This window comes from Microbacterium sp. Z10_103, from assembly GCF_058310455.1.
This window is the reverse complement of record NZ_JBZEGK010000001.1, coordinates 1,117,292-1,142,327: the sequence shown is the minus strand read 5'-3', so window position 1 is coordinate 1,142,327 and position 25,036 is coordinate 1,117,292. Positions and strand designations below refer to the sequence as shown.

The 25,036-nt window shown below is 70.8% G+C and carries 23 protein-coding genes and 1 tRNA gene; 9 read left to right on the top strand and 15 right to left on the bottom strand.

The features are described from left to right. The first annotated feature begins 19 nt into the window (after positions 1-19). On the top strand, positions 20-889 hold the full coding sequence (locus AC4FS2_RS05335; protein WP_491176526.1) for a PAC2 family protein: 870 nt from the start codon (positions 20-22) through the stop codon (positions 887-889). A gap of 18 nt (positions 890-907) precedes the next feature. Here the strand turns inward: AC4FS2_RS05335 and AC4FS2_RS05330 are convergent, their stop codons facing one another. Together AC4FS2_RS05330 and AC4FS2_RS05325 are read right to left on the bottom strand one after the other, a co-directional pair. Beyond that, positions 908-1,738, bottom strand: coding sequence for an undecaprenyl-diphosphate phosphatase (locus AC4FS2_RS05330; RefSeq protein ID WP_491153074.1), 831 nt, complete (start codon positions 1,736-1,738; stop codon positions 908-910). 9 nt (positions 1,739-1,747) lie between these two features. Beyond that, a complete protein-coding gene (locus tag AC4FS2_RS05325) occupies positions 1,748-3,049 on the bottom strand; it encodes a M20/M25/M40 family metallo-hydrolase (protein WP_491176524.1) in 1,302 nt (433 codons plus the stop codon). 130 nt (positions 3,050-3,179) lie between these two features. On the opposite strand from AC4FS2_RS05325, the gene AC4FS2_RS05320 reads away from it, so the two are divergent. Next, positions 3,180-3,264 (top strand) — tRNA-Leu (locus tag AC4FS2_RS05320). Positions 3,265-3,427: 163 nt separating this feature from the next. Here AC4FS2_RS05320 and AC4FS2_RS05315 read toward each other — a convergent pair. Continuing rightward, the gene (locus AC4FS2_RS05315) at positions 3,428-4,636 is read right to left on the bottom strand and encodes an MFS transporter (RefSeq protein ID WP_491153077.1); all 1,209 of its coding nucleotides are present in this window, start codon (positions 4,634-4,636) and stop codon (positions 3,428-3,430) included. 39 nt (positions 4,637-4,675) lie between these two features. Here AC4FS2_RS05315 and AC4FS2_RS05310 point away from each other — a divergent pair, with 39 nt between their 5' ends. Both AC4FS2_RS05310 and gdhA read left to right on the top strand, forming a co-directional pair. After that, positions 4,676-5,464: a GntR family transcriptional regulator gene (locus tag AC4FS2_RS05310; protein ID WP_491176522.1), complete on the top strand. Its 789-nt coding sequence runs from the start codon at positions 4,676-4,678 to the stop codon at positions 5,462-5,464. A 135-nt stretch (positions 5,465-5,599) separates the two neighbouring features. Next, a complete protein-coding gene (gene gdhA / locus AC4FS2_RS05305; protein ID WP_491176519.1) occupies positions 5,600-6,946 on the top strand; it encodes an NADP-specific glutamate dehydrogenase in 1,347 nt (448 codons plus the stop codon). A 9-nt stretch (positions 6,947-6,955) separates the two neighbouring features. On the opposite strand, the gene AC4FS2_RS05300 is transcribed toward gdhA, so the two are convergent. Both AC4FS2_RS05300 and AC4FS2_RS05295 read right to left on the bottom strand, forming a co-directional pair. Continuing rightward, positions 6,956-8,122, bottom strand: coding sequence for a VIT1/CCC1 transporter family protein (locus AC4FS2_RS05300; RefSeq protein WP_491176517.1), 1,167 nt, complete (start codon positions 8,120-8,122; stop codon positions 6,956-6,958). Between the two features lie 32 nt (positions 8,123-8,154). Further along, on the bottom strand, positions 8,155-10,026 hold the full coding sequence (locus AC4FS2_RS05295) for a DEAD/DEAH box helicase (protein WP_491176515.1): 1,872 nt from the start codon (positions 10,024-10,026) through the stop codon (positions 8,155-8,157). A gap of 99 nt (positions 10,027-10,125) precedes the next feature. Between AC4FS2_RS05295 and AC4FS2_RS05290 the strand changes: the two genes are divergently transcribed. Continuing rightward, on the top strand, positions 10,126-11,085 hold the full coding sequence (locus AC4FS2_RS05290) for an SGNH/GDSL hydrolase family protein (protein ID WP_491176513.1): 960 nt from the start codon (positions 10,126-10,128) through the stop codon (positions 11,083-11,085). 108 nt (positions 11,086-11,193) lie between these two features. On the opposite strand, the gene AC4FS2_RS05285 is transcribed toward AC4FS2_RS05290, so the two are convergent. Further along, positions 11,194-12,006, bottom strand: coding sequence for a TrmH family RNA methyltransferase (locus tag AC4FS2_RS05285; protein WP_491176510.1), 813 nt, complete (start codon positions 12,004-12,006; stop codon positions 11,194-11,196). A gap of 106 nt (positions 12,007-12,112) precedes the next feature. Between AC4FS2_RS05285 and AC4FS2_RS05280 the strand changes: the two genes are divergently transcribed. The 3 genes from AC4FS2_RS05280 (at position 12,113) to AC4FS2_RS05270 (ending at position 13,952) form a co-directional block, all read left to right on the top strand. Continuing rightward, positions 12,113-12,970 (top strand): Sir2 family NAD-dependent protein deacetylase, encoded by an 858-nt coding sequence (locus AC4FS2_RS05280; protein WP_491176507.1) that lies wholly within the window; start codon positions 12,113-12,115, stop codon positions 12,968-12,970. An 18-nt stretch (positions 12,971-12,988) separates the two neighbouring features. Next, positions 12,989-13,585, top strand: coding sequence for a histidine phosphatase family protein (locus AC4FS2_RS05275; RefSeq protein ID WP_491177799.1), 597 nt, complete (start codon positions 12,989-12,991; stop codon positions 13,583-13,585). A gap of 103 nt (positions 13,586-13,688) precedes the next feature. Continuing rightward, complete coding sequence (locus tag AC4FS2_RS05270) at positions 13,689-13,952, top strand: iron chaperone (RefSeq protein WP_491176505.1); 264 nt, start codon at positions 13,689-13,691, stop codon at positions 13,950-13,952. A 7-nt stretch (positions 13,953-13,959) separates the two neighbouring features. Here the strand turns inward: AC4FS2_RS05270 and AC4FS2_RS05265 are convergent, their stop codons facing one another. From AC4FS2_RS05265 to pdhA, 8 genes are read right to left on the bottom strand one after another with little or no spacing between them, the layout of a single operon-like run. Beyond that, the gene (locus AC4FS2_RS05265) at positions 13,960-14,772 is read right to left on the bottom strand and encodes an HpcH/HpaI aldolase/citrate lyase family protein (protein ID WP_491153095.1); all 813 of its coding nucleotides are present in this window, start codon (positions 14,770-14,772) and stop codon (positions 13,960-13,962) included. Further along, complete coding sequence (locus AC4FS2_RS05260; protein WP_491153096.1) at positions 14,769-15,248, bottom strand: MaoC family dehydratase; 480 nt, start codon at positions 15,246-15,248, stop codon at positions 14,769-14,771. Before AC4FS2_RS05260 ends, AC4FS2_RS05265 begins: the two co-directional genes overlap by 4 nt. Positions 15,249-15,257: 9 nt before the next feature. Then, complete coding sequence (locus AC4FS2_RS05255; RefSeq protein WP_491176503.1) at positions 15,258-16,427, bottom strand: acyl-CoA dehydrogenase family protein; 1,170 nt, start codon at positions 16,425-16,427, stop codon at positions 15,258-15,260. After that, a complete protein-coding gene (locus AC4FS2_RS05250; RefSeq protein ID WP_491153098.1) occupies positions 16,417-18,336 on the bottom strand; it encodes an acetyl/propionyl/methylcrotonyl-CoA carboxylase subunit alpha in 1,920 nt (639 codons plus the stop codon). The genes AC4FS2_RS05255 and AC4FS2_RS05250 overlap by 11 nt, the downstream gene beginning before the upstream one ends. A 5-nt stretch (positions 18,337-18,341) precedes the next feature. Continuing rightward, the gene (locus tag AC4FS2_RS05245) at positions 18,342-19,922 is read right to left on the bottom strand and encodes a carboxyl transferase domain-containing protein (protein WP_491153099.1); all 1,581 of its coding nucleotides are present in this window, start codon (positions 19,920-19,922) and stop codon (positions 18,342-18,344) included. 1 nt (position 19,923) lies between these two features. Further along, positions 19,924-21,288: a dihydrolipoamide acetyltransferase family protein gene (locus tag AC4FS2_RS05240; protein WP_491176501.1), complete on the bottom strand. Its 1,365-nt coding sequence runs from the start codon at positions 21,286-21,288 to the stop codon at positions 19,924-19,926. Continuing rightward, the gene (locus AC4FS2_RS05235) at positions 21,285-22,295 is read right to left on the bottom strand and encodes an alpha-ketoacid dehydrogenase subunit beta (protein ID WP_491153101.1); all 1,011 of its coding nucleotides are present in this window, start codon (positions 22,293-22,295) and stop codon (positions 21,285-21,287) included. The genes AC4FS2_RS05240 and AC4FS2_RS05235 overlap by 4 nt, the downstream gene beginning before the upstream one ends. Next, positions 22,292-23,422 (bottom strand): pyruvate dehydrogenase (acetyl-transferring) E1 component subunit alpha, encoded by a 1,131-nt coding sequence (gene pdhA / locus AC4FS2_RS05230; RefSeq protein WP_491176498.1) that lies wholly within the window; start codon positions 23,420-23,422, stop codon positions 22,292-22,294. Before pdhA ends, AC4FS2_RS05235 begins: the two co-directional genes overlap by 4 nt. Positions 23,423-23,588: 166 nt before the next feature. On the opposite strand from pdhA, the gene AC4FS2_RS05225 reads away from it, so the two are divergent. Beyond that, positions 23,589-24,062 (top strand): Lrp/AsnC family transcriptional regulator, encoded by a 474-nt coding sequence (locus AC4FS2_RS05225; protein ID WP_491176496.1) that lies wholly within the window; start codon positions 23,589-23,591, stop codon positions 24,060-24,062. Here AC4FS2_RS05225 and AC4FS2_RS05220 read toward each other — a convergent pair. Next, a complete protein-coding gene (locus AC4FS2_RS05220; RefSeq protein WP_491176494.1) occupies positions 24,034-25,008 on the bottom strand; it encodes an EamA family transporter in 975 nt (324 codons plus the stop codon). The genes AC4FS2_RS05225 and AC4FS2_RS05220 overlap by 29 nt on opposite strands. Positions 25,009-25,036: the final 28 nt, after the last annotated feature.

The following is a 25,036-nucleotide window of genomic DNA, read 5'->3' as shown; positions in this document are numbered from 1 at the left end:
GACGGTCTGAGGAGGTTGCGTGGACGCACTGGGTCGCCGGGTTCTGGTCACCGCCTTCGACGGTTGGAACGACGCGGGCGAGGCTGCTTCGGCTGCGGTGTCGCTCCTGCGCGCGCAGGGCGCGTACGAGCCCGTGTTCTCGGTGGATCCGGAGCTGTACTTCGACTACCAGTACACGCGTCCGCACATCGTCACCGACGGCGAGGGACATCGGTCGCTCCGCTGGCCCGAGGCCACGCTTTACAAGCCCTCCCACCCGAGCCGGAGCGGAACGCAGCTGTGGCTCCTCACCGGCGCCGAGCCGGCGCGCGCGTGGCAGGCCTTCGCGAACGAGTTCGTCGATGTGGCGCTCCGCGAGGACATTACCGGGATCGTCGCGCTCGGCTCGATGATGTCGGACGTGCCGCACACGCGGCCGATCTCCGTCTTCGCCGGCAGCGAGAACGAACGCCTCCGGGACGTGCTCGAGCTCGAGCGCAGCAGCTATGAGGGTCCGGTCGGGATCCTCAGCGTGCTGTCCAGCGTCGCGGATTCCGCGGGCATCCCCTCGGCCAGTCTGTGGGCGAGCGTGCCGCACTACGTCGCCGGCCACACGCCCTCTCCGAAGGCGACCCTGGCGCTCCTCGACCGGCTGGAAGATGTCACCGGCGCCGAGGTTCCGCGCGGAGACCTCGCGGGTGAGGCCGCCGCGTGGGAGGCGTCGATCGATGCCGCCGCAGCGGACGACGAGGAGATGACGGAGTACATCCGGCAGCTCGAGCGCACACGCGACACGTGGGACTCCCCCGAGGCATCCGGCGACGCGATCGCGCAGGAGTTCGAGCGGTACCTCCGGCGCCGCACCGACGGCCCCGGCAAGCCGGGCCGCGACGAGCCTCCCCGCCGCTGAGACGGTGGGCGCGGCCGATCAGGTCGGCTGCAGCACGTTGGTGGCGAGCAAGACCATCAGCACCGCGCCCAGGACGAGGCGGTAGATCACGAACGGCAGGAAGCTGCGGCGCTTGATGTACTGCATCAGGAACGCGATCACGGCCAGGCCCACTCCGAAGGCGACCACGGTCGCCAACCCCGTCTCGGCGAGGTTGTACGGGCCGCCCGGCTCCTCGAAGGCCTGGAGAAGCTCGTAGAAGCCGCTGCCGAACACCGCCGGAACGGCGAGGAGGAAGGCATATTCCGCGGCGGCGGGACGGGTGTAGCCCAGGGCGAGGCCGAGCGTCGTCGTCGCCCCGGACCGCGACACCCCCGGAACGAGCGCGAGCGCCTGCGCGAATCCGAACGCCACGCCGTGCGGGTAGGTGAGGTCCGTCAGCTCCCGCCGGCGCTTGCCCCAGTGGTCGGCGGCACCCAGCAGCAGGCCGAAGACGATGAGGACGGTCGCGACCAGCCAGAGGTTGCGGAACGTATCGCGGATGACGTCCTGGAAGAGGAACCCGAGCACGCCGATCGGGATGGTTCCGAGGATGATCAGCCACCCCATCCGCGCGTCCGGGTCATTGCGCGGCACCCGGCCGGCCAGGGACTGCGCCCACCGCGAGATGATCCGCACGATGGTTCCCCAGAAGTAGACGAGCACCGCTAATTCGGTGCCGATCTGCGTGATCGCGGTGAAGGTCGCACCGGGGTCGGTCGCCGACGGCAGGAACTCCCCGACGATGCGGAGGTGCGCGCTCGAGGAGATCGGCAGGAACTCGGTCAACCCCTGGACGAGCCCCAGGATGATGGCTTCCAAGACGTGCATGCGCGCCTTTCAGTAGGTCCGGAGAAGATCGGTGAGCACACCCTGCCCGAATTCGAGCGCGTCGATGGGGACGCGCTCGTCGACGCCGTGGAACATCCCGGTGAAGTCGAGGTCGGCGGGCAGCCGCAGAGGGGCGAACCCGTATCCGGCGATGCCGAGGCTCGACAGCGCCTTGTTGTCGGTGCCCGCTCCCAGCAGATACGGCAGGACCGGTACGCCCGGATCCGCACGATCGAGAGCGCCGACCATGGCATCCACGAGTCCGCCGGCGAAGGGCACCTCCAGGCCGATGTCGCGGTGGACGATCTGGACCTCCACATCGGGTCCGACGATCTCCGCGATCTGCGCGAGGACCGCGTCCTCCGTACCGGGAAGGGTCCGCACATCCACCAGCGCCTCCGCGCGATCGGGGATGACGTTGTGCTTGTACCCCGCCGTCACGCCGGTGGGGTTGGCCGTCGTCCGCAGGGTCGAGCGGAGGAACGCCGCGGCGGCACCTGTGCGGTCGGCGAGGGCGTCAGGATCATCGGTGCCGGCGCCGGTGAGTTCGGAGAGGGCGTCGAGGAACTGGGTCGTGGTGTCGGTGAGCCGCACGGGCCAGTCCGTGCGGCCGAGGGCGGCCACCGCCTCGGCCAGTCTCGTGATGGCGTTGTCGGGATGGACGCGGCTGCCGTGGCCGGCACGGCCGCGGGCGACGAGCTTGATCCACACGAGGGCCTTCTCCCCCACCTGCAGCAGGTAGGCCCGGCGGTCGCCGACCGGGATCGAGTAGCCGCCGACCTCGCTGATCGCCTCCGTCGCCCCCGCGAACCACTCCGGGCGATCGCGCACGACCAGCGCCGAGCCCTCGATGCCGCCGTTCTCCTCGTCGGCGAAGAACGCGAGCACGAGGTCTCGTTCGGGCATCCCACCGCTGCGCAGGATGTCAGCGACGGAGGTGAGGATCATGGCATCCATGTTCTTCATGTCCACGGCGCCACGGCCCCAGAGCAGCCCGTCGCGGATCTCGCCCGCGAACGGGTCGACGCTCCAGTCCTCCGCGATCGCCGGGACGACGTCGAGGTGTCCGTGGAGCACCAGTGCGGGCTTGCGGGGGTCGCGCCCGGGAACGCGGGCCATGACGTTGGTGCGCCGCGGGATCGGCTCGTAGTACTCCGGCGTCAGCCCGAGCGACTCCAGGTACCCGCCGACGTACTCGGCGGCTTCCCGTTCGCCTTCCGAACGTCCGCCGCCGTAGTTGGAGGTGTCGAATCGGATGAGGTCGGCCGCGATCCGGGCGACTTCAGGCAGGTCGGACGAGCTGGAGGCCATGCCGCCTACGCTACCGGTCACGCGGAACCCGCCCGTTTCGCACCACCCTCCGCGGGACGCCCCGGCGATTATCGGAGCGGTGCGGCGACGTGCTAATCTCGATCTTCGGTTGCGCAAGCGACTCACCCATGCGCGGGTGGCGGAATAGGTAGACGCGCTAGCTTGAGGTGCTAGTGCCCGTATAGGGCGTGGGGGTTCAAGTCCCCCCTCGCGCACAGAAATGAAAAGGGTCCCGAAAGGGGCCCTTTTCGTTTCTCCGGGTGAGCGTGACGCGCAACCTCTCCCCGGTGTCGCCCCCTCGCGCACAGAAACGAAGCGCTCATGGGACATCTCCGCAATCCATGGCCGATGAGGAGCGCTTCGCGTGCGCCGTCGACGTCAGCGGACGAGGATTGATCTGCTCGGCAGAGCGATCAGCGACAACAGCGCCGTGAGCGCGGATGCGCCGACAACGATCCACGTGACCACCGAAGTGCCGGACGCGCCGACGATGACGCCTGCCACGAGCGTGCCGGCGCCGATTCCGAGAGTCATGGCGCTGACGACCCAGCCGTTCGCCTCGGTGAGAGCAGCGGGCGGGCTCAGTTGCGAGATGCGTTCGAAGGCCTGACCCAGCGTCGGAGGGAGCATCAGCCCCGAGATTCCCGCGGCGACGACGTAGGCCCAGGTCGGAAGCGCTGTGGCGGCGAGCGGGAGATACCCGGCAGCCAGAAGGATGCCGCACAGGGTGAGCAGGCGCTCTGGCGTGGAGCCGAGTGGCCGGATGCCGACCACAGTTGCGCCGATCAAAGCGCCCACGGCGTTCACCGCGAGAACCCACCCCGCCAGTCCTGCGTCGGCTCGGGCCGCCTCGGAGGCGGTCGCAACGATGGTGAGCGCGCCGACGGGAACGCCGATGCCGAACGTGAATGCGGCGAGCCGCGCCACGGCGGGCATGAGAATGGGCGACCGGACGCCGCGGTGCGCGGCGACGTCGCCGCGCCGCTTGATCGAGGCAGCTCTCGGGGCGGGGTTGACGATGAAGGCGAGCGCACCGATCAGGCCGAGCCCGCCAGCGAACAGCAGGTTGCCGATCGGGCCGAGCACGGCGATACCGGCGACGGTCAGCAGGGGGCCGATGATGAAGATGATCTCCTGCGCGCCGGCGTCCAGGCTGAAGGCCGCTTTCAGCTGGGGGCCGGGACTCACCAGCCGCGGCCACAATGCACGAAGCGCCGGCTCGAGCGGCGGCGTGAAGATTCCCGCGGCTGCCGCAAGCGCAACCGCAGCACCCGGCGCCGGGTCGAGCGTCAACGCCATACCGGTGAACGCCAGAAAGCTCAGGACGCCGCTGACGGCGAGAACAGCGACCTGGCCGAGCCGATCGATCAGCCTGCCGAGGAGCGGCTGCCCCACGGCGCCCGCTACGACGTAGACGGCCGTGATCAGCCCGGCAAAGGCGAAATCCCCGCTCGTGGAACGGACGAGCTGCACGATCGCGAGAGCCGCCATCGCGCCAGGGAGCCGACCGAGGAGGGAGGTGAACAGCAGATACCCGGTATGCCGGGTCCGGAGCACGGAAACCACCGGGTAGGACGAGCTTGTCATACGGGTTAGTCTGACATGCGCATATGTTTTGATGGTCGCATGACAGCTCTCGTGGGCCCCATCACTCCGCGTCCGGGAGTTCCGCTTCGGGTTGAGGTCTACGACCGGATCGCGGGCGCCATCCGTTCCGGTGCGCTGCCGCCGGAATCACTGCTCCCCAGCGAAAGCGAGCTGGGCGAGGCGATGGAGGTCAGCCGCACCGTCATGCGGGAGGCGCTGCTGTTGCTCGAGGAGGACGGGCTTCTCCGATCGCGCCGAGGAATCGGCCGGGTCGTCTCCGCCGCTCAGCCGGCCGTGGGCTTCGAGCGCCTGCGCCCGATGGAGCAGATTCTCTCGGAGCGGTTCCCTGACCTCTCTGTGAGCCGCACGGAGGTGACGCTGCAGCGGGAATCCGTGTCGTTCATCGCCGAGGGACTCGGCATCACGCCGACGTCACCGAGTCTGTTCGTCGAGTCCGTGCTGTCCAGCAACGGCGACCCCGTCGCGCTGGTCCAGGAACACCTCCCGGCGGGAGAGAATCTCCGCACTTTCGGCACGCAGGTGCAGCGCCTCATCGAGAACATCGATCAAGGGCGCACATGCCTCGGCTCTCTGGCGGCCGAGCTCGGCCCGGCCTTCGGCACAGGCCGCTCGGAGCTTACTGCAGGCACGCCGGGGGTGGTTCGTGCGAAGCTGCTGAAGACCCGGCCCACCTCGCCGGTTCTGATCGTGACGCAGACGGTTCACCTGGCCTCCCGGCCCCTCTACCTGTCCAAGGTCATCCTCCGCCCGGAGGCCGGACCCCTGGAGATCAACCACTCCGCGGGACGAGGGCGCCTGTCAGCGTGACAGGATTTCCTGCGCGGCACCGTGTGGGCTCGGAGCACACATGGTTTCGCGAGGCGGGCGCGATACCGTCGAGGTGGTGCGTCTGCTTCCGGGCGCACCTGCCGCAAGCGGCAGAGCACCATTGAAGGAGCACCCGTGTCCGTTCTCGAGCCCAGTCTCATCCCTGTCTTCGACGAAGTCGTCCGCCGCAATCCCGGGGAGGCGGAGTTCCACCAGGCCGTGCGCGAGGTATTCGAGAGCCTCGCACCGGTCGTGGCCAAGCACTCGCAGTATGCCGACGAAGAGATCATCCGACGCCTCTGCGAGCCCGAGCGTCAGATCATCTTCCGCGTACCGTGGACCGACGACGCCGGACATGTGCAGCTGAACCGCGGATTCCGCGTCGAGTTCAACTCGGCCCTGGGCCCGTACAAGGGCGGATTGCGCTTCCACCCGAGCGTGTACCTCGGCATCGTGAAATTCCTCGGGTTCGAGCAGATCTTCAAGAACGCGCTGACCGGAATGCCGATCGGCGGCGCCAAGGGCGGCAGCGACTTCGACCCGAAGGGCCGCTCGAACGGCGAAGTCATGCGCTTCTGTCAGTCGTTCATGACGGAGTTGTACCGTCACCTCGGCGAGCACACCGATGTCCCGGCCGGCGACATCGGCGTCGGCGGACGCGAGATCGGTTATCTGTTCGGTCAGTACAAGCGCATCACCAACCGCTACGAGTCGGGGGTGCTGACCGGTAAGGGCCTCACCTGGGGCGGCTCGCAGGTGCGCACGGAAGCCACCGGGTACGGCGTGGTGTTCTTCGTCGACGAGATGCTGCGTGAGGCGGACGACGGGCTCGAGGGCAAGCGGGTGGTCGTGTCCGGTTCGGGCAACGTCGCCATCTACGCCATCGAGAAGGTGCACCAGCTCGGCGGCACCGTCGTCGCCTGCTCGGATTCGTCGGGATACGTCGTTGATGAGGCAGGCATCGACCTCGATCTGCTCAAAGACATCAAGAACGTCCGCCGCGCCCGCATGAGTGTTTATGCCGATGAACGCCGCGGCGCGGAGTTCGTCTCCGGCGGATCCATCTGGGAGGTCGCGTGCGACATCGCGCTCCCCTGCGCGACGCAGAACGAACTGGATGCCGCGGGCGCGGACGCGCTCGCGCGGGGCGGCTGCCGGATCGTGGCCGAGGGCGCGAACATGCCCACGACGCCCGATGCGATTCGCGTCCTGCGTGAGGCGGGCGTGCAGTTCGCGCCGGGCAAGGCCGTCAACGCCGGCGGGGTGGCCACCAGCGCGCTGGAGATGCAGCAGAACGCGTCTCGCGACTCCTGGACGTTTCCGCACACGGAGGAACGGCTCGAGCAGATCATGCGTTCCATCCACGACCGGTGTCTCGAGACTGCAGACGAGTACGGCGTGCCGGGCGACTACGTCGCAGGGGCGAACATCTCCGCGTTCATCCACGTGGCCGACGCGATGCTCGCCCTCGGCCACATCTGACCCGTCGGGTCACCCCAGGGTGACGCCGAAGGCGAGCCCGAGCAGATAGGTGACCGCGGCGGCGCCGTATCCGATGAACAGTTGCCGGAGGGCGCGGCGAAGCGGCGAGGCCCCGGAGAGCAATCCCACCGTGGCGCCGGTCGCCAGCAACGCGGCACCTACGAGCAGGAGCGCCACCACGATGGCTGCGACCCCGGAGAGCCCGAAGATCCACGGGAGCACGGGGATGACCGCTCCCGAGGCGAAGAAGAGGAAGCTCGAGGATGCGGCGCGCCAGGCGCTTCCGACGATCTCGTGCGCGTCGCCGGGATCGGGTTCGCCCGCCCGCGCCGCTCCGCGCCCGGTGGCCTGAGCCGCCGAGACGACGCGGCGTGCCCGATCGCGGGACTCGTCGATGGGAAGACCGCGCGTGCGATAGACCAGGGCCAATTCGTTCGCGTCGAGGTCGAGGAACGGCAACGCCTCGTCGGCGTACTCGTTCGGCTGCGTGGCCTGCAGCAGCTCTCGCTGCGAACGCACCGAGACGAACTCCCCGGCCGCCATCGACAGCGCCCCGGCGAGGAGCCCGGCGAGGCCGCTGAAAAGCACGAAACCAGGGGCGATCCCGGTCGCGCCGATTCCCATCACCAGCGCGAGGTTGGAGACCAGTCCGTCGTTGGCGCCGAAGACCGCCGCGCGGAAGGTGCCCGACAGTCGTCGGCGCCCGCGTGCAGCGAGCCCGCGAACGACTTCGTGGTGCACCTTCTCGTCGGCAGCCATCGCCGCCGTCGCGTACGGTTCGTCTTCGTACGGCGAGCGCCCCTCCGCATTCTGGGCCAGAGCCAGCACGAAAAGCCAGCCGAAGTGCCGCGCCATCCACGCGAGGAGCGTGGTTCCCATGCCCGGGCGCGGTGCCCGCCGGGGCTCGCCGCCGAGAAGGTCGAGCCAGTGGGCCGCGTGGCGCGCCTCTGCGTCGGCCAGAGCGAGGAGGATCTCCCGTTCCTCGCCCTCCCGGCGGGTGGCGAGTTCGTGGTAGACCCGCGCTTCGGCGCGCTCATCCACGAGGTACCGCGCCCAGCGCCGACGATCTCGCTCTGTCGGCAGGGCGCGGGTCACGAGAGCTCCGATCGGGTGGTGAGCTTCCACGCTATCCGCGGTGATGGGCCGGGCCGGCCCCGGCGGCGGAACTTCCAGCATTTCGGGGTTCCGAAGCGCGTCCTCCCGGTTCGTCACGAGTGGACCCGGCGACGCAGCACCTCGATACGCGCCTGCAGCTGCGCGACGGTCGCGTGCGAGACGGCCGGCCCGCCGCACACGCGCCGCAGTTCCGCGTGGACCAGTCCGTGCGCTTCGCCGGTCTGCCGCGCATACAGACCCACGAGGCTGTTGAGCAGTTGACGCTGCTCCTTCAGGGTTCGGTGCAGGGGCTGCGGCAGGCCCGCTGCGGGGGCGTCGGATGCCTCGCCCTGCTCGGGGGCCTGCGCCTCCTGCGCCTCGCGCGCGGTGCGGTGCCGGGATTGCCGGGAGACGCGCGACATCAGCACCTCGTGCACCTGGTCGGGTTCGAGCAGGCCGGGAATACCGAGGAACTCCTCCTCCTCGGGCGTTCCGGGGATCGCCAGCTGACCGAAGTCCTTCCCGTCGAACATCACCCGATCGAAGTGGGCGAGAGAGCCGAGCGCCTGGAAGCTGAACTCTTCCGTGAGCCCGTCGGAGGCCTTCTCCTCGCGCTCGGCGGCGTCCATCATGTCTTCTTCGGCGTTCCACTGATCGTCGTCGGAGTCGCGATCCAGCGCGTGGTCACGCTGCCGTTCGAGCTCTCCGGCGAGGGCCAGGAGGATCGGCACGTTGGGAAGGAACACGCTCGCGGTCTCCCCGCGACGCCGCGCCCGCACGAAGCGGCCGATCGCCTGCGCGAAGAACAGCGGTGTTGCCGCCGACGTCGCGTACACCCCCACGGCCAGGCGCGGCACGTCGACGCCCTCCGACACCATCCGCACGGCCACCATCCACCGGCTCGTGCTCTGGGCGAACTGCTCGATGCGCGAGGATGCCTCGGCCTCGTCCGAGAGGACGACGGTCGGCTGCTCGCCGGTGACGTCGGCGAGGATCGCGGCGTAGGCGCGCGCGGCGGTCTGGTCCGTGGCGATGACGAGGCCACCCGCATCCGGGATGTGCTGACGCACCTCGGTCAGCCGCCGGTCGGCGGAGCGCAGCACCGCCGGGATCCACTCCCCGTTCGGGTCGAGGGCCGTGCGCCACGCCTGCGCTGTGATGTCTTTGGTGTTGTCCTGGCCGAGATGCGCTTCCATCTCGTCGCCGGCCTTGGTCCGCCACCGCATCCTCCCGGCGTAGACGAGGAACAGGACGGGGCGCACCACGCCGTCCTCCAGGGCGCGGCGGTATCCGTACGCGTAGTCGGTGCGGGAGACGCGGATGCCCTTGGCATCGGGGTGGTATTCCACGAACGGGATGGGTGCGGTGTCGCTGCGGAAGGGCGTGCCCGACAGCAGCAACCGTCGCGTCGCGCGACTGTACGCCTCGCGCAGCGCGTCGCCCCAGCTCAACGCGTCGCCGCCGTGGTGCACCTCGTCGAGGATCACGAGCGTGCGGGCGTCGAGGATCAGCCGGTGATGCACGGATGCCTTCACCGCGACCTGCGCGTAGGTCACCGCGACACCGTGGTACTGCCGAGAGGGAGCCGCGTGCCGGTTGCTGAACGCCGGATCCAGCCGGATGCCGACGCGGGCCGCCGCATCCGCCCACTGGGTCTTCAGGTGCTCGGTCGGTGCCACCACGACGATGCGGTCGACGACGCGTCGCCGCACCAGCTCGCTCGCGAGACGGAGCGCGAACGTCGTCTTGCCGGCGCCGGGTGTCGCGGCCGCGAGGAAGTCGCGCGGACCCTTACCCACGCCGTCGGGCCCGTCGAGCCCGAAGTACACGTCAAGGGCCTCGGCCTGCCACGCGCGCAGGCGCTGCGCGGTTCCCCACGGCGCTCGCTGGGGATACGTCGGTGAGAGATGCTCGGCCGCGAAGCTCCCGAAGTGCGCTTCGCTATCGGGGGAATTCTCGGGGGCGAGGAGCACGTCGTCGTCCACGTTTCCTCCCCTCTCCGTCCGGCGCGACTCACTACCCTAGGCGATGCTCCCGACTCCACCGGCCCCAGGAAGGCCGTTACCCTGGATGGCGGAGGAACGATGACGACACACCCCGACGTCCCCGCCCACACTCCCTTCGAATCACCACCCGCGCCGCATCCCTGGCGCCGCTTCATCGCGATCGGCGACTCCTTCACGGAGGGTGTCGGCGACCCCGAACCCGGCTCCCCCGCCGGTCTCCGCGGGTGGGCCGACCGCGTCGCCGAGGTGCTCGCCGCGCAGGCCGACGACTTCGCGTACGCCAATCTCGCCGTGCGGGGGAAGCTCATCGGTCAGATCGTCGCCGACCAGATCGAGCCGGCCATCGCCCTCGCGCCGGACCTCATCACCTTCTCGGCGGGAGGCAACGACGTCATCCGCCCCGGCAGCGACCCCGACGCGGTGGCCCAGCAGTTCCAGGACGCCGTCGTGCGCCTGTCCCGCACCGGCGCCACGCTCGTGGTGTTCACGGGAATCGACACCCAGTTCACGCCGGTGTTCCGCGGCATCCGCGGCAAGGTCGCCATCTTCAACGAGCACATTCGCGTGATCGCCGCCGCCCACAACTGCATCGTGGCCGACCAGTGGGGTCTGCGGGTCGTGCAGGACGGACGGTTCTTCGACGACGACCGTCTGCACTACAACTCCCTCGGCCATCACGAGGTCGCCCGCATGGTGCTGCGGACTCTCAACGTGCCGAACGACCTCCAGCCGATGCAGCCCGAGCCGCTCCCGCGGACGACCTGGCGCGCGGCGCGCGGCCACGACATCCTGTGGGCGCGCGAGTACCTCATGCCCTGGGTGCTCCGGCGCTTGCGTCACAAGTCCTCGGGAGACGACCTCACACCCAAGCGCCCCGAGCCCCTCCCGGTCGCGCACTCGGACGCCTCACGTTCGGCCGGGACGGCGGAAGCCGCCGGGGGTTCTCCCGTGCCTGCGGCCGAGCCGGACCGCCCTGACCCCGAGGCCGACCACCTCGGCCCCGAACGTCCGGGCGGCGAGCAGGGCACGCCCGGCTGAGCCGCAGCATCCCCGCGCAATTCGAGGGGATCACGCGAATCGAGGAGCCTCTGCCCCGAACCGGTCCTCGATGACCGGGATCCCCTCGATTTCCGGGTGAGCGTTCACCTAGCTGCGGTCGCGCGGGCGCAGCGCCCAGAGCGCGACCGCGGATGCCGCCGCCACGTTGAGGGAATCCACTCCCCCGGCCATCGGAATGGTCACCACCGTGTCTGCGGCAGCGAGCGCACGCCGGCTCAGGCCGTCGCCCTCGGCTCCGAGAAGAAGCGCGACGCGCTCCGGGCGGGATGCGGCGAAGTCGTCCAGTGACACCGCATCCGCCGACAGCGCGAGCGCAGCGATGTGCAGGCCCGCTTCGTGCAGGAGCGGACCGGCCGCATCCCACTCCGGCAGGCGCGTCCACGGGACCTGGAAGACCGTTCCCATGCTGACGCGCACACTGCGGCGGTACAGCGGGTCGGCGCACCGCGGCGTCACGAGCACGGCGTCGGCACCCAGGGCCGCGACGCTGCGGAACGCGGCTCCGACGTTGGTGTGGTCGACGATGTCCTCCAGGATCACCACGAGCCGCGCCCCGGCCACCACCTCGGCCACGGGCCGCAGGGCGGGACGATGCATCGCCGCCAGCATCCCCCGGTGCACGGCGTACCCCGTCACCTGGGCCGCCACCTCTTCCGGCACGACGTAGACGGGCACGTCGCCGTCGCGCACCAAGCGCTGAGCCTCGTCGAGCCATTTCTCCTGCACGAGCAGCGAGCGGGGCCGATGTCCCGCAGCCAGCGCCCGGGAGAGCACTTTGGCGGACTCGGCGATGTAGAGCCCCTCGGCTGGTTCGCGCACCCGGCGGAGGGCCACATCGGTGAGGTCGCGATAGTCGCTCAACCGGGGGTCGGCGGCATCCGCGATTTCGACCACGAGCATGCATTCACTCTGCCATTTCCCGAACGCCTCCCGAGCCGCCCACCGACGCCGGGCATCGGGCGTCAGGGGTCCGGCACGCGCCTACACTCGACATCGGAGGTGGAGGGTGTCTTCTGTGTTCGCCCAGGATGCTGCGGTGGCGGCGTCGGTCGAACGTGCCATCGAGACGCTGGAAGGTCGCCGTCTCGCGATCCTCACGGGGGCGGGAGTCTCGACGGATTCCGGGATCCCCGACTATCGCGGCGCGGGCGCTCCCGTGCGCACCCCCATGACCGCGCAGCAGTTTCTGGCGAGCGAAGGCGCGCGGCGCCGGTACTGGGTGGGCAGCCACCTGGGCTGGCGCACCTTCGCCGCGGCCCGACCCAACCCCGGGCACGCCGCCATCGCCGACCTCGAGCGCGCGGGCGCGGCGACCGGCGTCATCACGCAGAACGTGGACGGCCTGCACATTCGCGCCGGCAGCCGCCGGGTCGTCGAGCTGCACGGCACGATGCGGCGGGTCTTCTGCACGCACTGCGGCCAGGTGTTCGACCGCCGCGACCTCGCCGAGCGGGTCGAGGCCGACAATCCCTGGCTCCGTGTCGACCAGGACGTGCCGCTCGGACCCGACGGCGACGTACGGCCCGAGACGGTCGAGGGCTTTCACATCCCCGCCTGCACGGTGTGCGGGGGGATGCTCAAGCCCGACGTCGTCTTCTTCGGCGAGTTCATCCCGGCGGAGAAGTTCCGGGAGGCGGAGCAGCTGCTGCACGCGAGCGGGGCGCTCGTGGTCGCCGGATCGTCGCTCGTGGTCAACTCCGGCATCCGCCTGGTCGAGCGGGCACGGCGGCGGCGCATCCCCGTCGTGATCATCAACCGCGGCGAGACCCGCGCCGACGGCCGAGCGACGGTCAAGATCGACGCGGGCACGAGCGAGGTGCTCCCCGCGCTGCATCGGGCGCTCGCCGGGGAGCCCGGCGGATAAACTCATTCGGTGACGCTCATGACCCTCATCCGCCACGGCGAGACCGACTGGAACCGCGACGGGCGCGTGCAGGGCGCGACAGACATCCCCCTGAACGACACCGGGCGGGCACAGGCACTCGCCGCGGGGATGCTCCTGGCCGAGGATCGTGACCCCGAAACACCCCTCGTGGTGGTCTCCAGCGACCTCTCGCGCGCGGTGGAGACCGCCGCCATCATCGCCCACACGCTGGGGGTTGCTTCCCCGAGGCGCTACGCGGGGCTGCGCGAACGGGCGTACGGCGACGCGGAGGGGCTGGACGCCGCGGAATTCCATGCTCGCTGGGGCGATTGGCACTCCGCGCAGGTGCCCGGTGCCGAGCCGTGGCCGGACGTGCGCGTCCGCGCGGTACGCGCCATCCGCGCCGTGGTCCGCGACGCGCGGCTGCTCACGGCGCCGCGCGCGCCCGAAGTGGTGGCGGTCGCGCACGGTGCGCTCATCCGCCAGGTCATCCGGCACGCCAGCGGCGACGAGCTGCCGGCCGAGGGCGAGCGCCTGCCGAACGGGTCGGCGCACCGGTTCCTCGTCGAACGCGACCGCATCCGTCTGCTGTCCTACGTCGGGGCTGCGGCCTAGACTGCGCGCATGCCTGCCCCCGCCACGGTCGACGAGTATCGCGTCCTTCCCGGGGGCCATCGCCGAGCGTCTTCAGCGGGTCCGTGCGGCCATCCTCGCCGAAGTGCCGGCACCGGAGGAGAAGATGCGGTACGGCATCGCCGCCGTGATGCTCGGCGGCCGGTACGCGCTGCACTACGCGGGGTGGAAAAAGCACATCGGCCTGTATCCGGTCCCTCCGCTTTCCGAGCCGCTCGAATCGGAGATCGCGCCGTACCGCACCGAGAAGGACTCCGTCGTCTTCCCGCACGCCCAGCCCATTCCGTACGACCTGATCGCCCGCGTCGCAGCCGCGATCGTGGCGCAGCGCTCCGCCGGGGGCGTCTGAGCCGAGCTCAGCCCTGCACGCGCTGCAGCACGCGTCGGGCGTGGACCAGCACCGGCTCGTCCACCATGCGCCCGTCATGGCGGAAGACTCCACCCGCGCCGGCCGCGGCCCGCAGCACACCCTCGGCCCACGCCACGGTGGCGGCGTCCGGGCGGTAGGCGGCGCGGATGATCGGCGCCTGCGACGGGTGGATGCAGGCACTCGCGGCGAACCCGGAGGCGGCAGCATCCTCGGCCTCGCTCCGGAGCCCCGCGGTGTCGGCGATGTCGAGATGCACCGCGTCGATCGCGGCCTTGTCGTGCGCCCGGGCGGCGAGGAGCACCCACGAGCGCGCGTAACGGGCGATGTCGCGATACCGGCCGCGGTCATCACGGCTGGAGGTGCCGCCCAGGCTCGCCACGAGGTCTTCCGCTCCCCACATGAGGGCGACGACGCGGTCGGATGCGGCGATCTTGTCGGCCGCGGCGACACCCTTCGCCGTCTCGCACAGCCCGATGATCGAGAACCGTTCATCGAGGGCGCGCAACGCCTTGGCCGATTCGGTCTTGGCGACCATGACCGTACGGAAGTCGGTCTGCGCGAGCGTGGCGAGGTCGGCGACGAAGGCGTCGGTGCCGGGCGCCGACACCCGGACGATCACGCGGGCCGGATCGAGCTCCGCTTCGATGAGCGCCCCGCGCGCTCGGGTCTTGTCGGCGGGCGCGACCGCGTCCTCGAGGTCGAGGATGACCGCGTCCGCGCGTTCGGCGGCCTTGGCGAAGCGTTCGGGGCGGTCGGCGGGGCAGAACAACAGCGCGGGGCCCAGGGCGAATCCGCTCATGGCCGGCCCTCTGCATCCTCGCGCCACACCAGCACGGTGCGCGTCGCGGTGGCGACGACGGTGTCGTCTTGCGATCGGCCGGTGTGGCGCAGGGTCACGACCCCCTGGCCGGGACGCGACGCGGATGGGCGTGTCGCGGTGATCTCCGTTTCGGTGTAGAGCGTGTCGTCGGGAAACAGCGGCGCGGGAAACGCGATGTCGCCGAGCCCGAGTTGAGCGACGAGGGTGCCCTGCGTCAACTGCGCCACGGATGCGCCCACCATCGTGGCGAGCGTCCACATCGAGTTCACGAGGGGGCGGCCGAACGGCTGGCTCGCCGCGTATGCGGCGTCCACGTGCAGCGCCTGCGGGTTGGCGGTGAGGGCGGAGAAGAGGATGTTGTCGGCCTGCGTGATCGTCCGCCCGGGGCGGTGAAGGTACCGCGCTCCGACCTCGAACTCCTCGAACCACAGGCCGCGCTGGAGGATGCCGCTCACAACGTCACGCTATCCCGTCAGACCGAGTGCCCGCGAAATGACGAGGAGCTGCACCTCGGTGGTGCCCTCACCGATCTCCAGGATCTTCGAGTCGCGATAGTGGCGGGCGACCGGATACTCGTTCATGAAGCCGTTTCCACCGAAGACCTGCGTGGCGTCGCGGGCGTTGTCCATCGCCGCCTCCCCCGCGACGAGTTTCGCGATGGCCGCCTCCTCCTTGAACCGCTCCCCTGCGTCCCGCAGGCGCGCGGCGTGCAGCCACGCCAGGCGGGAGGTGTGCACGCGCGCTCGCATGCGTGCGAGGAGGAACTGGATGCCCTGACGCGACGAGAGACGCTCGCCGAACACGGTGCGGCTCTTGGCGTAGTCGACCGCGGCTTCCAGGCAGCCCTCCGCCGCACCGGTGGCGAGGGCGGCGATGGCGATCCGGCCTTCGTCGAGGATGTGGAGGAAGTTCGCGTAGCCGCGGCCGCGCTCCCCGAGGAGGTTGGCCTCGGGGACTCGCGCGTCGGAGAAGGCGAGCGGATGCGTGTCGGAGGCGTGCCACCCCACCTTGTCGTAGCCGGGTCCCACGACGAATCCGGGAGTGCCGGAAGGCACGATGATGGCCGAGATCTCGGGGCGCCCGTCCGCGCCGCGGCCGGTGACCGCGGTCACTGTGACGAACCGGGTGATCGCGGTGCCGGAGTTGGTGATGAACTGCTTGGCCCCGTCGATCACCCACTCCCCGTTCTCCAGCCGCGCCGCGGTGCGCGTCGCGCCCGCGTCGCTGCCGGCCTCGGGCTCGGTGAGGCCGAACCCGGCCAGCGCGCGCCCGGCCAGGAGGTCGGGGAGGAGCTGGGTGCGCTGTGCGTCGGTGCCGAACCGGTACACCGGCATCGCGCCGAGACTCACGCCCGCTTCGAGGGTGATCGCGATCGACTGGTCCACCCGCCCGAGTGCTTCCAGCGCCACACACAGGGCGGCGTAGTCGCCGCCCTGCCCCCCGACGTCTTCGGGGAACGGGAGGCCGAACAGGCCGAGCTCACCCATCTGAGCGACGATGTCGAGAGGAAGAGTCGCCTCGCGATCCGCCTCGTACGACCGCGGCGCGACGACCTCGTCGGCGAAGGCGCGGACCATGCCCGAGAGTTCCCGCTCCTCTGCGGTCAGTCCGACGGTCAAGGTGTCAGTGGGCATCGTGGTCCTCCAGGACGGGTGGTTCGACTTCGGCGACGCTCTGGTCGCGGGCGACGGATGCTCCGAGCTGCACCCGCAACCGCGCGATCCCGTCGTGCGGGGCCGTGAGGGTGTGCTCCATCTTCATGGCTTCGATCGTCAGCATCTTCTCGCCCGCGTTCACACGGGAGCCCTCCGTGACGTGCACGGCGACCACCGTGCCGGGGAGCGGCGCGAGGAGTGCGGGGTTGCGCTGTGCCGCGACGGCGCCTTCCCGCTCGCGCAGTGTCGCGTCGCGCCGGGAGACCGGGACGACCCGTGCGGTCACCCCGTCGTCGTGCACCCAGACGGCGCCGTCGGCTGCGCGGGCCACGACGGCGCTGGGCGAGGGCGCCGCGTTCCCGTCGACCGTGGCGGTGCCCGCGTCGGTGTCGAAGATGGTGCGCACCTCCGCGGAACGGCCGCCGGCTCGCCAGCCGTCGCGGGCCTCCCACAGGTCGCCGCGGGGCGGTGCGACAGCATCACGGGCGGCAGCGAGGATCGCCGGTGAAGGCGGCTCCTCTTCTTCGGACGGCAGCCGGTCGAGCAGTCCGGTGTCGAGGTCTCCCCGGCGAACCCGCTGGTCGGCGAGGATCGTGCGGAGGTAGGCGATATTCGTCTCCACGCCGAGCAGGACCGTGCCGGCCAGGGCCGCATCCAGTCGCGACAGCGCGCTGGCCCGGTCGGCGCCATGCGCGATGACCTTCGCCACGAGAGGGTCGTAGTCCACGCCCACCCGACTGCCGCTCTCGACGGCGGCGTCGGTGCGCGCTCCGGGGGCCGGCCGCCAGGCGAGCACGTCGCCGGTTGCCGGCAGGAATCCCCGTGCCGGGCGTTCGGCGTACACGCGGGCCTCCATCGCCCACCCCTCTACGCGGACGTCCGCCTGCGTGAAGTCCAGCGGTCGCCCGGCCGCGACCCGTACCTGCTGCTCGACGAGGTCGAGCCCGGTGACCAGCTCGGTGACGGGATGCTCCACCTGCAGGCGCGTGTTCATCTCGAGGAAGAAGAATTCCTCCGGGTTCTCGCCCGACACCAGGAATTCCACGGTGCCCGCGCCGCGATAATCGACGCTGGCCGCTGCCGCGCACGCGGCCGCCCCCAATCGCGCGCGCAGGCCGGGCGTCACGATCGGCGACGGAGCCTCCTCGATTACCTTCTGGTGCCGCCGCTGAAGAGTGCACTCCCGCTCGCCGAGGTGCACGACGGTTCCGGCTTCGTCGGCGAGCACCTGCACCTCGATGTGACGGGGCGCCGACACGAACCTCTCCAGAAGCAGGGTGTCGTCGCCGAAGGCCGCGGTGGCGACGCGGCGCGCGGTGGCCAGGGCCGCCGGCAGGTCCGCCGCATCCCGCACCACCTCCATACCCTTGCCCCCGCCGCCGGCCGACGGCTTGACGATCACCGGGTAGCCGACCTCGACGGCCCGGGCGGCGATCTCGGCGTCGGTCATCCCCTCCGCCCCGAAACCGGGCACGATCGGCACCCCGGATGCGGCGACATGGTCGCGGGCGCGGATCTTGTCGCCCATGATGTCGATCGCCCGCTCCCCCGGCCCGATGAAGACGATTCCGCCCTCCGCGCAGGCGCGGGCGAAGGCGGCGTTCTCGGACAGGAACCCGTACCCGGGGTGGATGGCGTCGGCGCCGGTGGCCCGGGCGGCCGCGAGGACCGCGTCGATGTCCAGGTACGACCCCCGGGCGGCGGCGGGTCCGATGCGCACGGCGGTGTCGGCTTCCCGCACGTGCGGCTCACCGGCGTCGGCGTCGCTGTACACGGCGACCGATCGGATGCCCAGGCGCCGAAGCGTCCGGATGACGCGGCGGGCGATCTCACCGCGGTTGGCGACGAGGACGGTGCCGAACACCTCGACAGGCTCGGTGGGACCCATGGCGCTCACATCCGGAAGACGCCGAAGCGCGGATCGGGAAGCGGGGACCGGGACACGACCTCCAGCGCAAGGCCGAGCACGGTGCGGGTGTCGGCGGGGTCGAGGATGCCGTCATCCCACAGCCGGGCGGTGGCGTAGTACGGGTCGCCCTGCGCGTCGTAGCGGTCGCGAACGGGGGCGCGGAACGCCTCTTCGTCCTCGGGCGACCACTCCTGGCCCCGTGCGTCGAGCTGATCTCGTTTGACCGTGGCGAGGACGGCCGCGGCCTGAGTCCCGCCCATGACCGAGATGCGGGCGGCCGGCCAGGTCCACAGGAACCGCGGGTCGTACGCGCGTCCGCACATGGCGTAGTTGCCGGCGCCGAACGAGCCGCCGATGATCACCGTCAGTTTGGGTACCCGGGTGGTCGCCACGGCGGTGACCATCTTCGCGCCGTCCTTCGCGATACCGCCGGCCTCGGCATCCTTTCCGACCATGAAGCCGGAGATGTTCTGCAGGAACAGCAGCGGGATGCCGCGCTGATCGCAGAGTTCGATGAAGTGCGCCGCCTTGAGCGCCGATTCGCTGAAGAGCACTCCGTTGTTCGCGACGATCCCAACGGGATGCCCGTGGATACGTGCGAACACGGTGACGATCGTGGTGGCGTACTCGCGCTTGAACTCGTGTACCGAGTCGGCGTCGACCAGTCGGTCGAGCACGGCGTGCACGTCGTAGGGCTGCGTGACGTCGACGGGCACGACGTCGTACAGGGTGGCGGGGTCTGCCGCGGGTGGGACGGATGCGGTGACCTCCCATGACCGCGGGGCGGGCTTGGGCAGCGTCGCGACGATGTCACGCACGATCTCGAGTGCGTGCGCGTCGTTCTCGGCAAGGTGATCGACCACCCCGGAGCGGCGCGCGTGCACGTCTCCCCCGCCGAGCTCCTCGGCGGTGACGGTCTCGCCGATCGCGGCCTTCACCAGCGGCGGGCCGCCGAGGAAGATCGTCCCCTGGCCCCGGACGATCACGGTCTCGTCACTCATCGCCGGCACATACGCGCCGCCGGCGGTGCACGAGCCCAGGACGGCGGCGATCTGCCCGACGCCCTCAGCGGAGAGACGTGCCTGGTTGCGGAAGATCCGCCCGAAGTGGTCGCGGTCGGGGAACACCTCGTCCTGCATCGGCAGGTAGGCGCCTCCGGAATCGACCAGGTACACGCACGGCAGGCGGTTCTCGAGGGCGATCTCCTGAGCACGGAGGTGCTTCTTCACGGTCAGCGGGAAGTACGCGCCGCCCTTCACCGTCGCGTCGTTGGCGACGACCATCACGAGGCGGCCGTGCACGAGACCGATGCCGGCGACCACGCCGGCGGCGGGGGCATCCCCGTCGTACATTCCCTCGGCGGCGAGCGGCGCGACCTCCAGGAAGGGGCTTCCCTCGTCCAGGAGACGGTCGACCCGGTCGCGAGCGAGGAGCTTGCCGCGGGCGACATGACGGTCGCGGGCGGTGTCGGAGCCGCCGCGTGCCACCTGGGCGAGGCGGTCGCGGAGGCGGTCGGCGAGTGCGGCTTGCGTCGCGTGCGTCGGTGCGGTCCGGGTGGTCGTCATCTCAGCGCAGCAGCATCGCTCGGCCGGGTGCGCGCAGCACGCCGGCGACATCCATGAGGAAGCCGGCGGCCTCCGCGCCGTCGGCGAGGCGGTGGTCGAACGACAGGCTGAGCGTCATGACGTCGCGGAGCGCGATGTCGCCGTGATGCTCCCACGGCTGACGTCGTATCGCTCCGACGGCGAGGATGCCCGCCTCCCCGGGGTTGAGGATGGGGACTCCGCCGTCCACACCGAACACCCCGACGTTGGTGATGGTGAACGTGCCGCCACTGAGCTGGACCGGGGTGAGCGACCCGGCACGCGCCGTGGACACCAGGTCGCCGATGGAGTCGGCCAGATCCACCAGGGTGAGCGTCTCGGCGTCCCGCACGTTCGGGACGACGAGGCCCCGCGCGCTGGCGACGGCGATGCCGAGGTTCACGTACGAGGGCTGGATGATCTCTCCCGCCTCCTCGTCCCAGCGCGAGCCGAGCACCGGGGTGCGCCCGAGTGCCAGGCACACGGCCTTCGCGGTGACGGCGAGGATGCCGAGGCGGTGGCCGTCCAGCGCCCGGTCGTGCGACAGTTCGTCGAGGAGGCGCACCGTCTCGGTGACATCGACGGTGACGAAGGTCGCGGCGTGCGGCGCGGTGAAGGCACTGCGCACCATCGCCGCAGCGGTGTGCTTGCGGACGCCCCGGATGGGGATGCGGGTGACCCGGGGGTCGCTCGCTGCCGCGGGCCGGGCTGCGGCCTCCACGTCGGCGCGCGTGATCAGGCCGTCGCGTCCGCCCAGCGCATCGAGGTCGACGCCGAGCGTTTTGGCGAGGCGGCGCACCGGCGGGCTGGAGCGGGGCCGTTCCCGCTCGCCCGCCTCGCGCGCCGGAGCCGTTCCGGGCCCCGCGGCCGGGAGCCCGCGTCGGGGGCGACGGTGCGGACGCGCACCCGATCGCCCGACCGCGCCATACCCGACGAGGGTCGGTTGCCGACCGTCGGTCGACTCCGACTCGTCGCGTGACGGCCGCTGCGCGGAGGCGGGCACGTGCGCGCGTTCCGGCTCCGGCTCCCGCTCCCGCTCCCGCTGGGAGGCAACCTCCGGTGCCGACCCGGTCGCGACCGGGTCGGCACCGGGGCTCGGCGCGTCCTCGCCGGGCACGGAGAAGGTCACCAGGGGCGCGCCCACCTGCACGGTGTCGCCGGCTGCGGCGTGCAGGTGCTGGACGGCACCGGCGAACGGCGACGGCAGCTCCACGACCGCCTTGGCTGTCTCCACCTCCGCGATCGTCTGGTTGAGATGCACCGCGTCGCCCTCGGCGACGAGCCACTGCACGAGCTCCGCGTCGGTGAGCCCCTCCCCGAGGTCGGGGAGTCGGAATTCCTGGATCATCGCGGCATCCCCTGCAGGTCGTGTTCGCGGCCGAGCACGCGGTCGACGGCCGCGAGGATGCGGTCGAGGTCGGGAAGGTGGTGACGCTCGAGCTTGGCGGGCGGGTAGGGGATGTCATGACCGGTGACGCGCTGGGGAGCGGCTTCCAGGTAATCGAAGCAGCGCTCGGTGATGCTGGCGACCAGCTCCGCCCCCACTCCCGCCTCGCGCGCTGCCTCGTGCGTGACCACCGCGCGGCCCGTCTTGCGCACGGATGCGGTGACGGCACCGTAGTCCACCGGGGAGATCGATCGCAGGTCGAGGACTTCGATCGATACCCCCTCATCCTCTGCGGCGAGAGCGGCGTCCAGGGCGATCGGAACCTGCGCGCCGTAAGTGACGAGAGTGACGTCGGTGCCTTCGCGCACCACGCGGGCGAGCCCCATCGGCGGCTCATCGGCGAGATCGAGGTCGAGGTCGACCTCGCCCTTCGTGTGGTACAGCCGCTTGGGCTCGAAGAAGACCACCGGGTCATCGCTCGCGATCGCCTGGCGCAGCAGCACATAGGCGTCGCGGGGGTCGGATGCGGCAACCACGCGCAGACCGGCCGTGTGGACGAAGTACGCCTCGGGCGACTCGGAGTGGTGCTCGGCCGCGCCGATGCCGCCCGCCCACGGGATACGGATCGTCAGCGGCATCTTCACCACGCCGCGCGTGCGGTAGTGGAGCTTCGCCACCTGGCAGACGATCTGATCGAACGCGGGATACACGAACCCGTCGAACTGGATCTCCACCACGGGCCGGTAGCCGCGGAAGGCGAGCCCCACGGCGGCGCCCATGATGCCGGCCTCGGCCAGCGGCGTGTCGATCACGCGCTCCGGGCCGAACCGGTCGAGCAGCCCGTCGGTGACCCGGAAAACTCCGCCGAGCTTCCCGATGTCTTCCCCGAGGAGCAGCACACGGGGGTCGTCCTGCATGGCGGTGCGAAGACCCGCACCCACCGCCTGGGCGAGAGTCAGCCGAGTCATGCCTCCACCTCCGTGTCGGCGAATGCCGCGAGATACGCCTCGTAGTCGCGGCGCTGTTCGGCAAGACCCGAATGCGGCTCGGCGTAGACGGTGTCGAGCACCTCGACACCGGGGAGGGTCTGCGCGCCGATGCACGCCGCACGCACCTCGGCGGCCAGGGCGTCGCCAGCGGCTGCCACCTCGGAAACCGCCTCATCGTCGAGGATCCCCTCGCCGCGCAGGTAGGTCTCGAACCGGGAGATCGGGTCGCGGCGTTCCCAGCGCTCGAGTTCCGCAGCATCCCGGTACCGGGTCGGGTCATCCGCGGTGGTGTGCGGCCCCATCCGGTACGTCACAGCCTCGAGGAGCGTCGGTCCCTCGCCCCGACGGGCACGGTCGCGCGCCCAGCGCATCGCCGCGTAGCAGGCGAGAACGTCATTGCCGTCGATCCGCAGGCTCGGCACCCCGAAGCCGGCTCCGCGAGCGGCCAGCGGCACCCTCGACTGGACGTCGACCGGCTCGGAGATCGCCCACTGATTGTTGGAGCAGACGAACACGACGGGCGCCTGGTAGGAGGCGGAGAACACCAGCGCCTCGTTGACGTCGCCCTGACTCATCGCCCCATCGCCGAAGTACGCCACCGCGATCTCGTCCGCGTGATCGCGCTGGATGCCCATCGCGTAGCCGGTGGCGTGCAGTGCATGGGCTCCGATGATCACCTGCATGGGCGCCATCCGCAGCCGCTCGGTGTCGTGGGCGGTGTGCGCCTCGCCCCGCCACGCGAGCACGAACTCCTGCGGACGCCCTCCCCGTGCCAGCAGTACCCCGGTCTCGCGGTAGCTGGGGAAGATCATGTCGGCGGCGGCGAGGGCGTGGGTGGTGCCGACCTGGACAGCCTCCTGGCCGCGGCAGGGCGGCCACAGACCCAGCTGCCCCTGGCGCTGCAGGGCGAAGCCCTCGGCGTCGACCCGGCGGGTGAGGATCATGTCGCGGTACAGCGTGCGCAGCGCGGCGGGGTCGAGCGCATCCAGCCAGGGATCCAGCGTGGGGTCGGCCACGCGCTCGCCGTCGGCGGTGAGCAATCGTGCCGCGTCATCCACGGACACCGCGGGACCGGCTGTCGGGGTTGGAGTGTGCACCATCGTCATACCTCCAGGTCGGCCCGCGGCCCTCGTGGGGCCCCGAAGCGTCCGGCGCCGGCGGCGTCGCCGACAGGCCGACCATACGTCCGGCGCGCACCTAGCTCAAGCATCACGGTTTGGATTGAGCAAGTTGCGTTACATCGGCGCGGCCTCGCTGCTAAGGTTTCGCATCATGTCTCGTCTGGACGCAGTCGACCTCGACCTGCTGCGGGCGCTGGCCGATGATCCGAGGGCGACCGTGGTCGCCCTCGCCGATCGCCTCGGACTCTCGCGCAACACCGTGCAGGCACGCATGGCGCGCCTCGAGCGCGCCGAGGTGCTCCTGTCGTTCGAGAGATCCCTCTCGCCGGCGGCCCTGGGCTTCCCGATCGAGGCGTTCATCCAGGTCACCGTCCGACAGGCGGATCTTCCTCGCATCCGCACGGAGCTGGAGAGCATCCCCGAGATTCTCCAGGCCCACGGGATGAGCGGGGAGATCGACCTCGTGGTGCGGGTCGCGTGCCGCGACGCCCGTCATCTGTTCGACGTCGACGCCCGCATTCTCGCGGTGGACGGCGTGGAACGCACGGAGACGTCGCTCGTGATGCGCGAGGTGATCCCCTACCGCGTGGGGCCGCTCATGGAGCTGGCGCGGCGGGAACGGTAGCGGCCTCCCGCCGGGGCGGCGCCGCAGGATCCGCCCGCACGAGGACGACACCGGCGAGGATGAGCACACTTCCGAATGCCTGGACCAGGGTGGGCGCCTCACTGAGCAGCAGCCACGCGAACAGCATCGCGAACAGCACCTCGGTGAGGCCGACGAAGGACGCCAGTCGCGCACCGATGCGCGGCACGGCGAGGACTCCCAGTCCGTAGCCCAGCGCGGTGGCGACGAGGACGACCCACGCGATGGAGACGAGCCACGGCATGCTCGCCCCGAGGATGTCGGTGGACACCGGCGGGGCGACGAACGGCAGCACGCCGGTCAGGCACAGCACCGCCATGAACAGCGCGCCGACGAGCAGCCCGCCGGCGGCGAGGGCCAGGGGCGGCATCGTCTGGGCGGCGTGCTCGGCGATCGCGAAGTAGGCCGCGAGGCACACGGCCGCGCCGAGGGCGAGGACGACACCGAGCAGGTCGAAGGAGGCGCCGGCGATGTCGATGACGAGGACCAGGCCGGCCACGCCGACGGCGGTGCCGATCAGCACAACCGACGAGGGGCGGCGACGCGTCCGTGCCCACACCCACACGACCAGCAGCACCGGGGCGATGTACTGCACGAGCAGGGCGATGGCCACCGGCATCCTCTGCATCGCGGAGAAGAAGAACACCTGGCATCCGGCGACGGCGGTGAGCCCGAATCCGACGATGAGCAGCCACGAGCGACGGAGCATCGAGCGATCGCGCAGGATCGCGCGGACGAGCCACGGCGACAGCAGGAGCGCGGCTCCGCCCATCCGCAGGAGGAGGGCGGCACCCACCGACCATCCCGCTTCCAGGAGCGGTTTGGTCACGGGTCCGCTCGAGGCGAAGGCCAGGGCGGAAGCGAGTCCGATGACGATGCCGGCTGTGCGCGCGCGGGCGATGTCCGGGAGGAGGACGGTAGCGGTCATCAGTGGCCTGTCACGAGCGTAGGGTCTG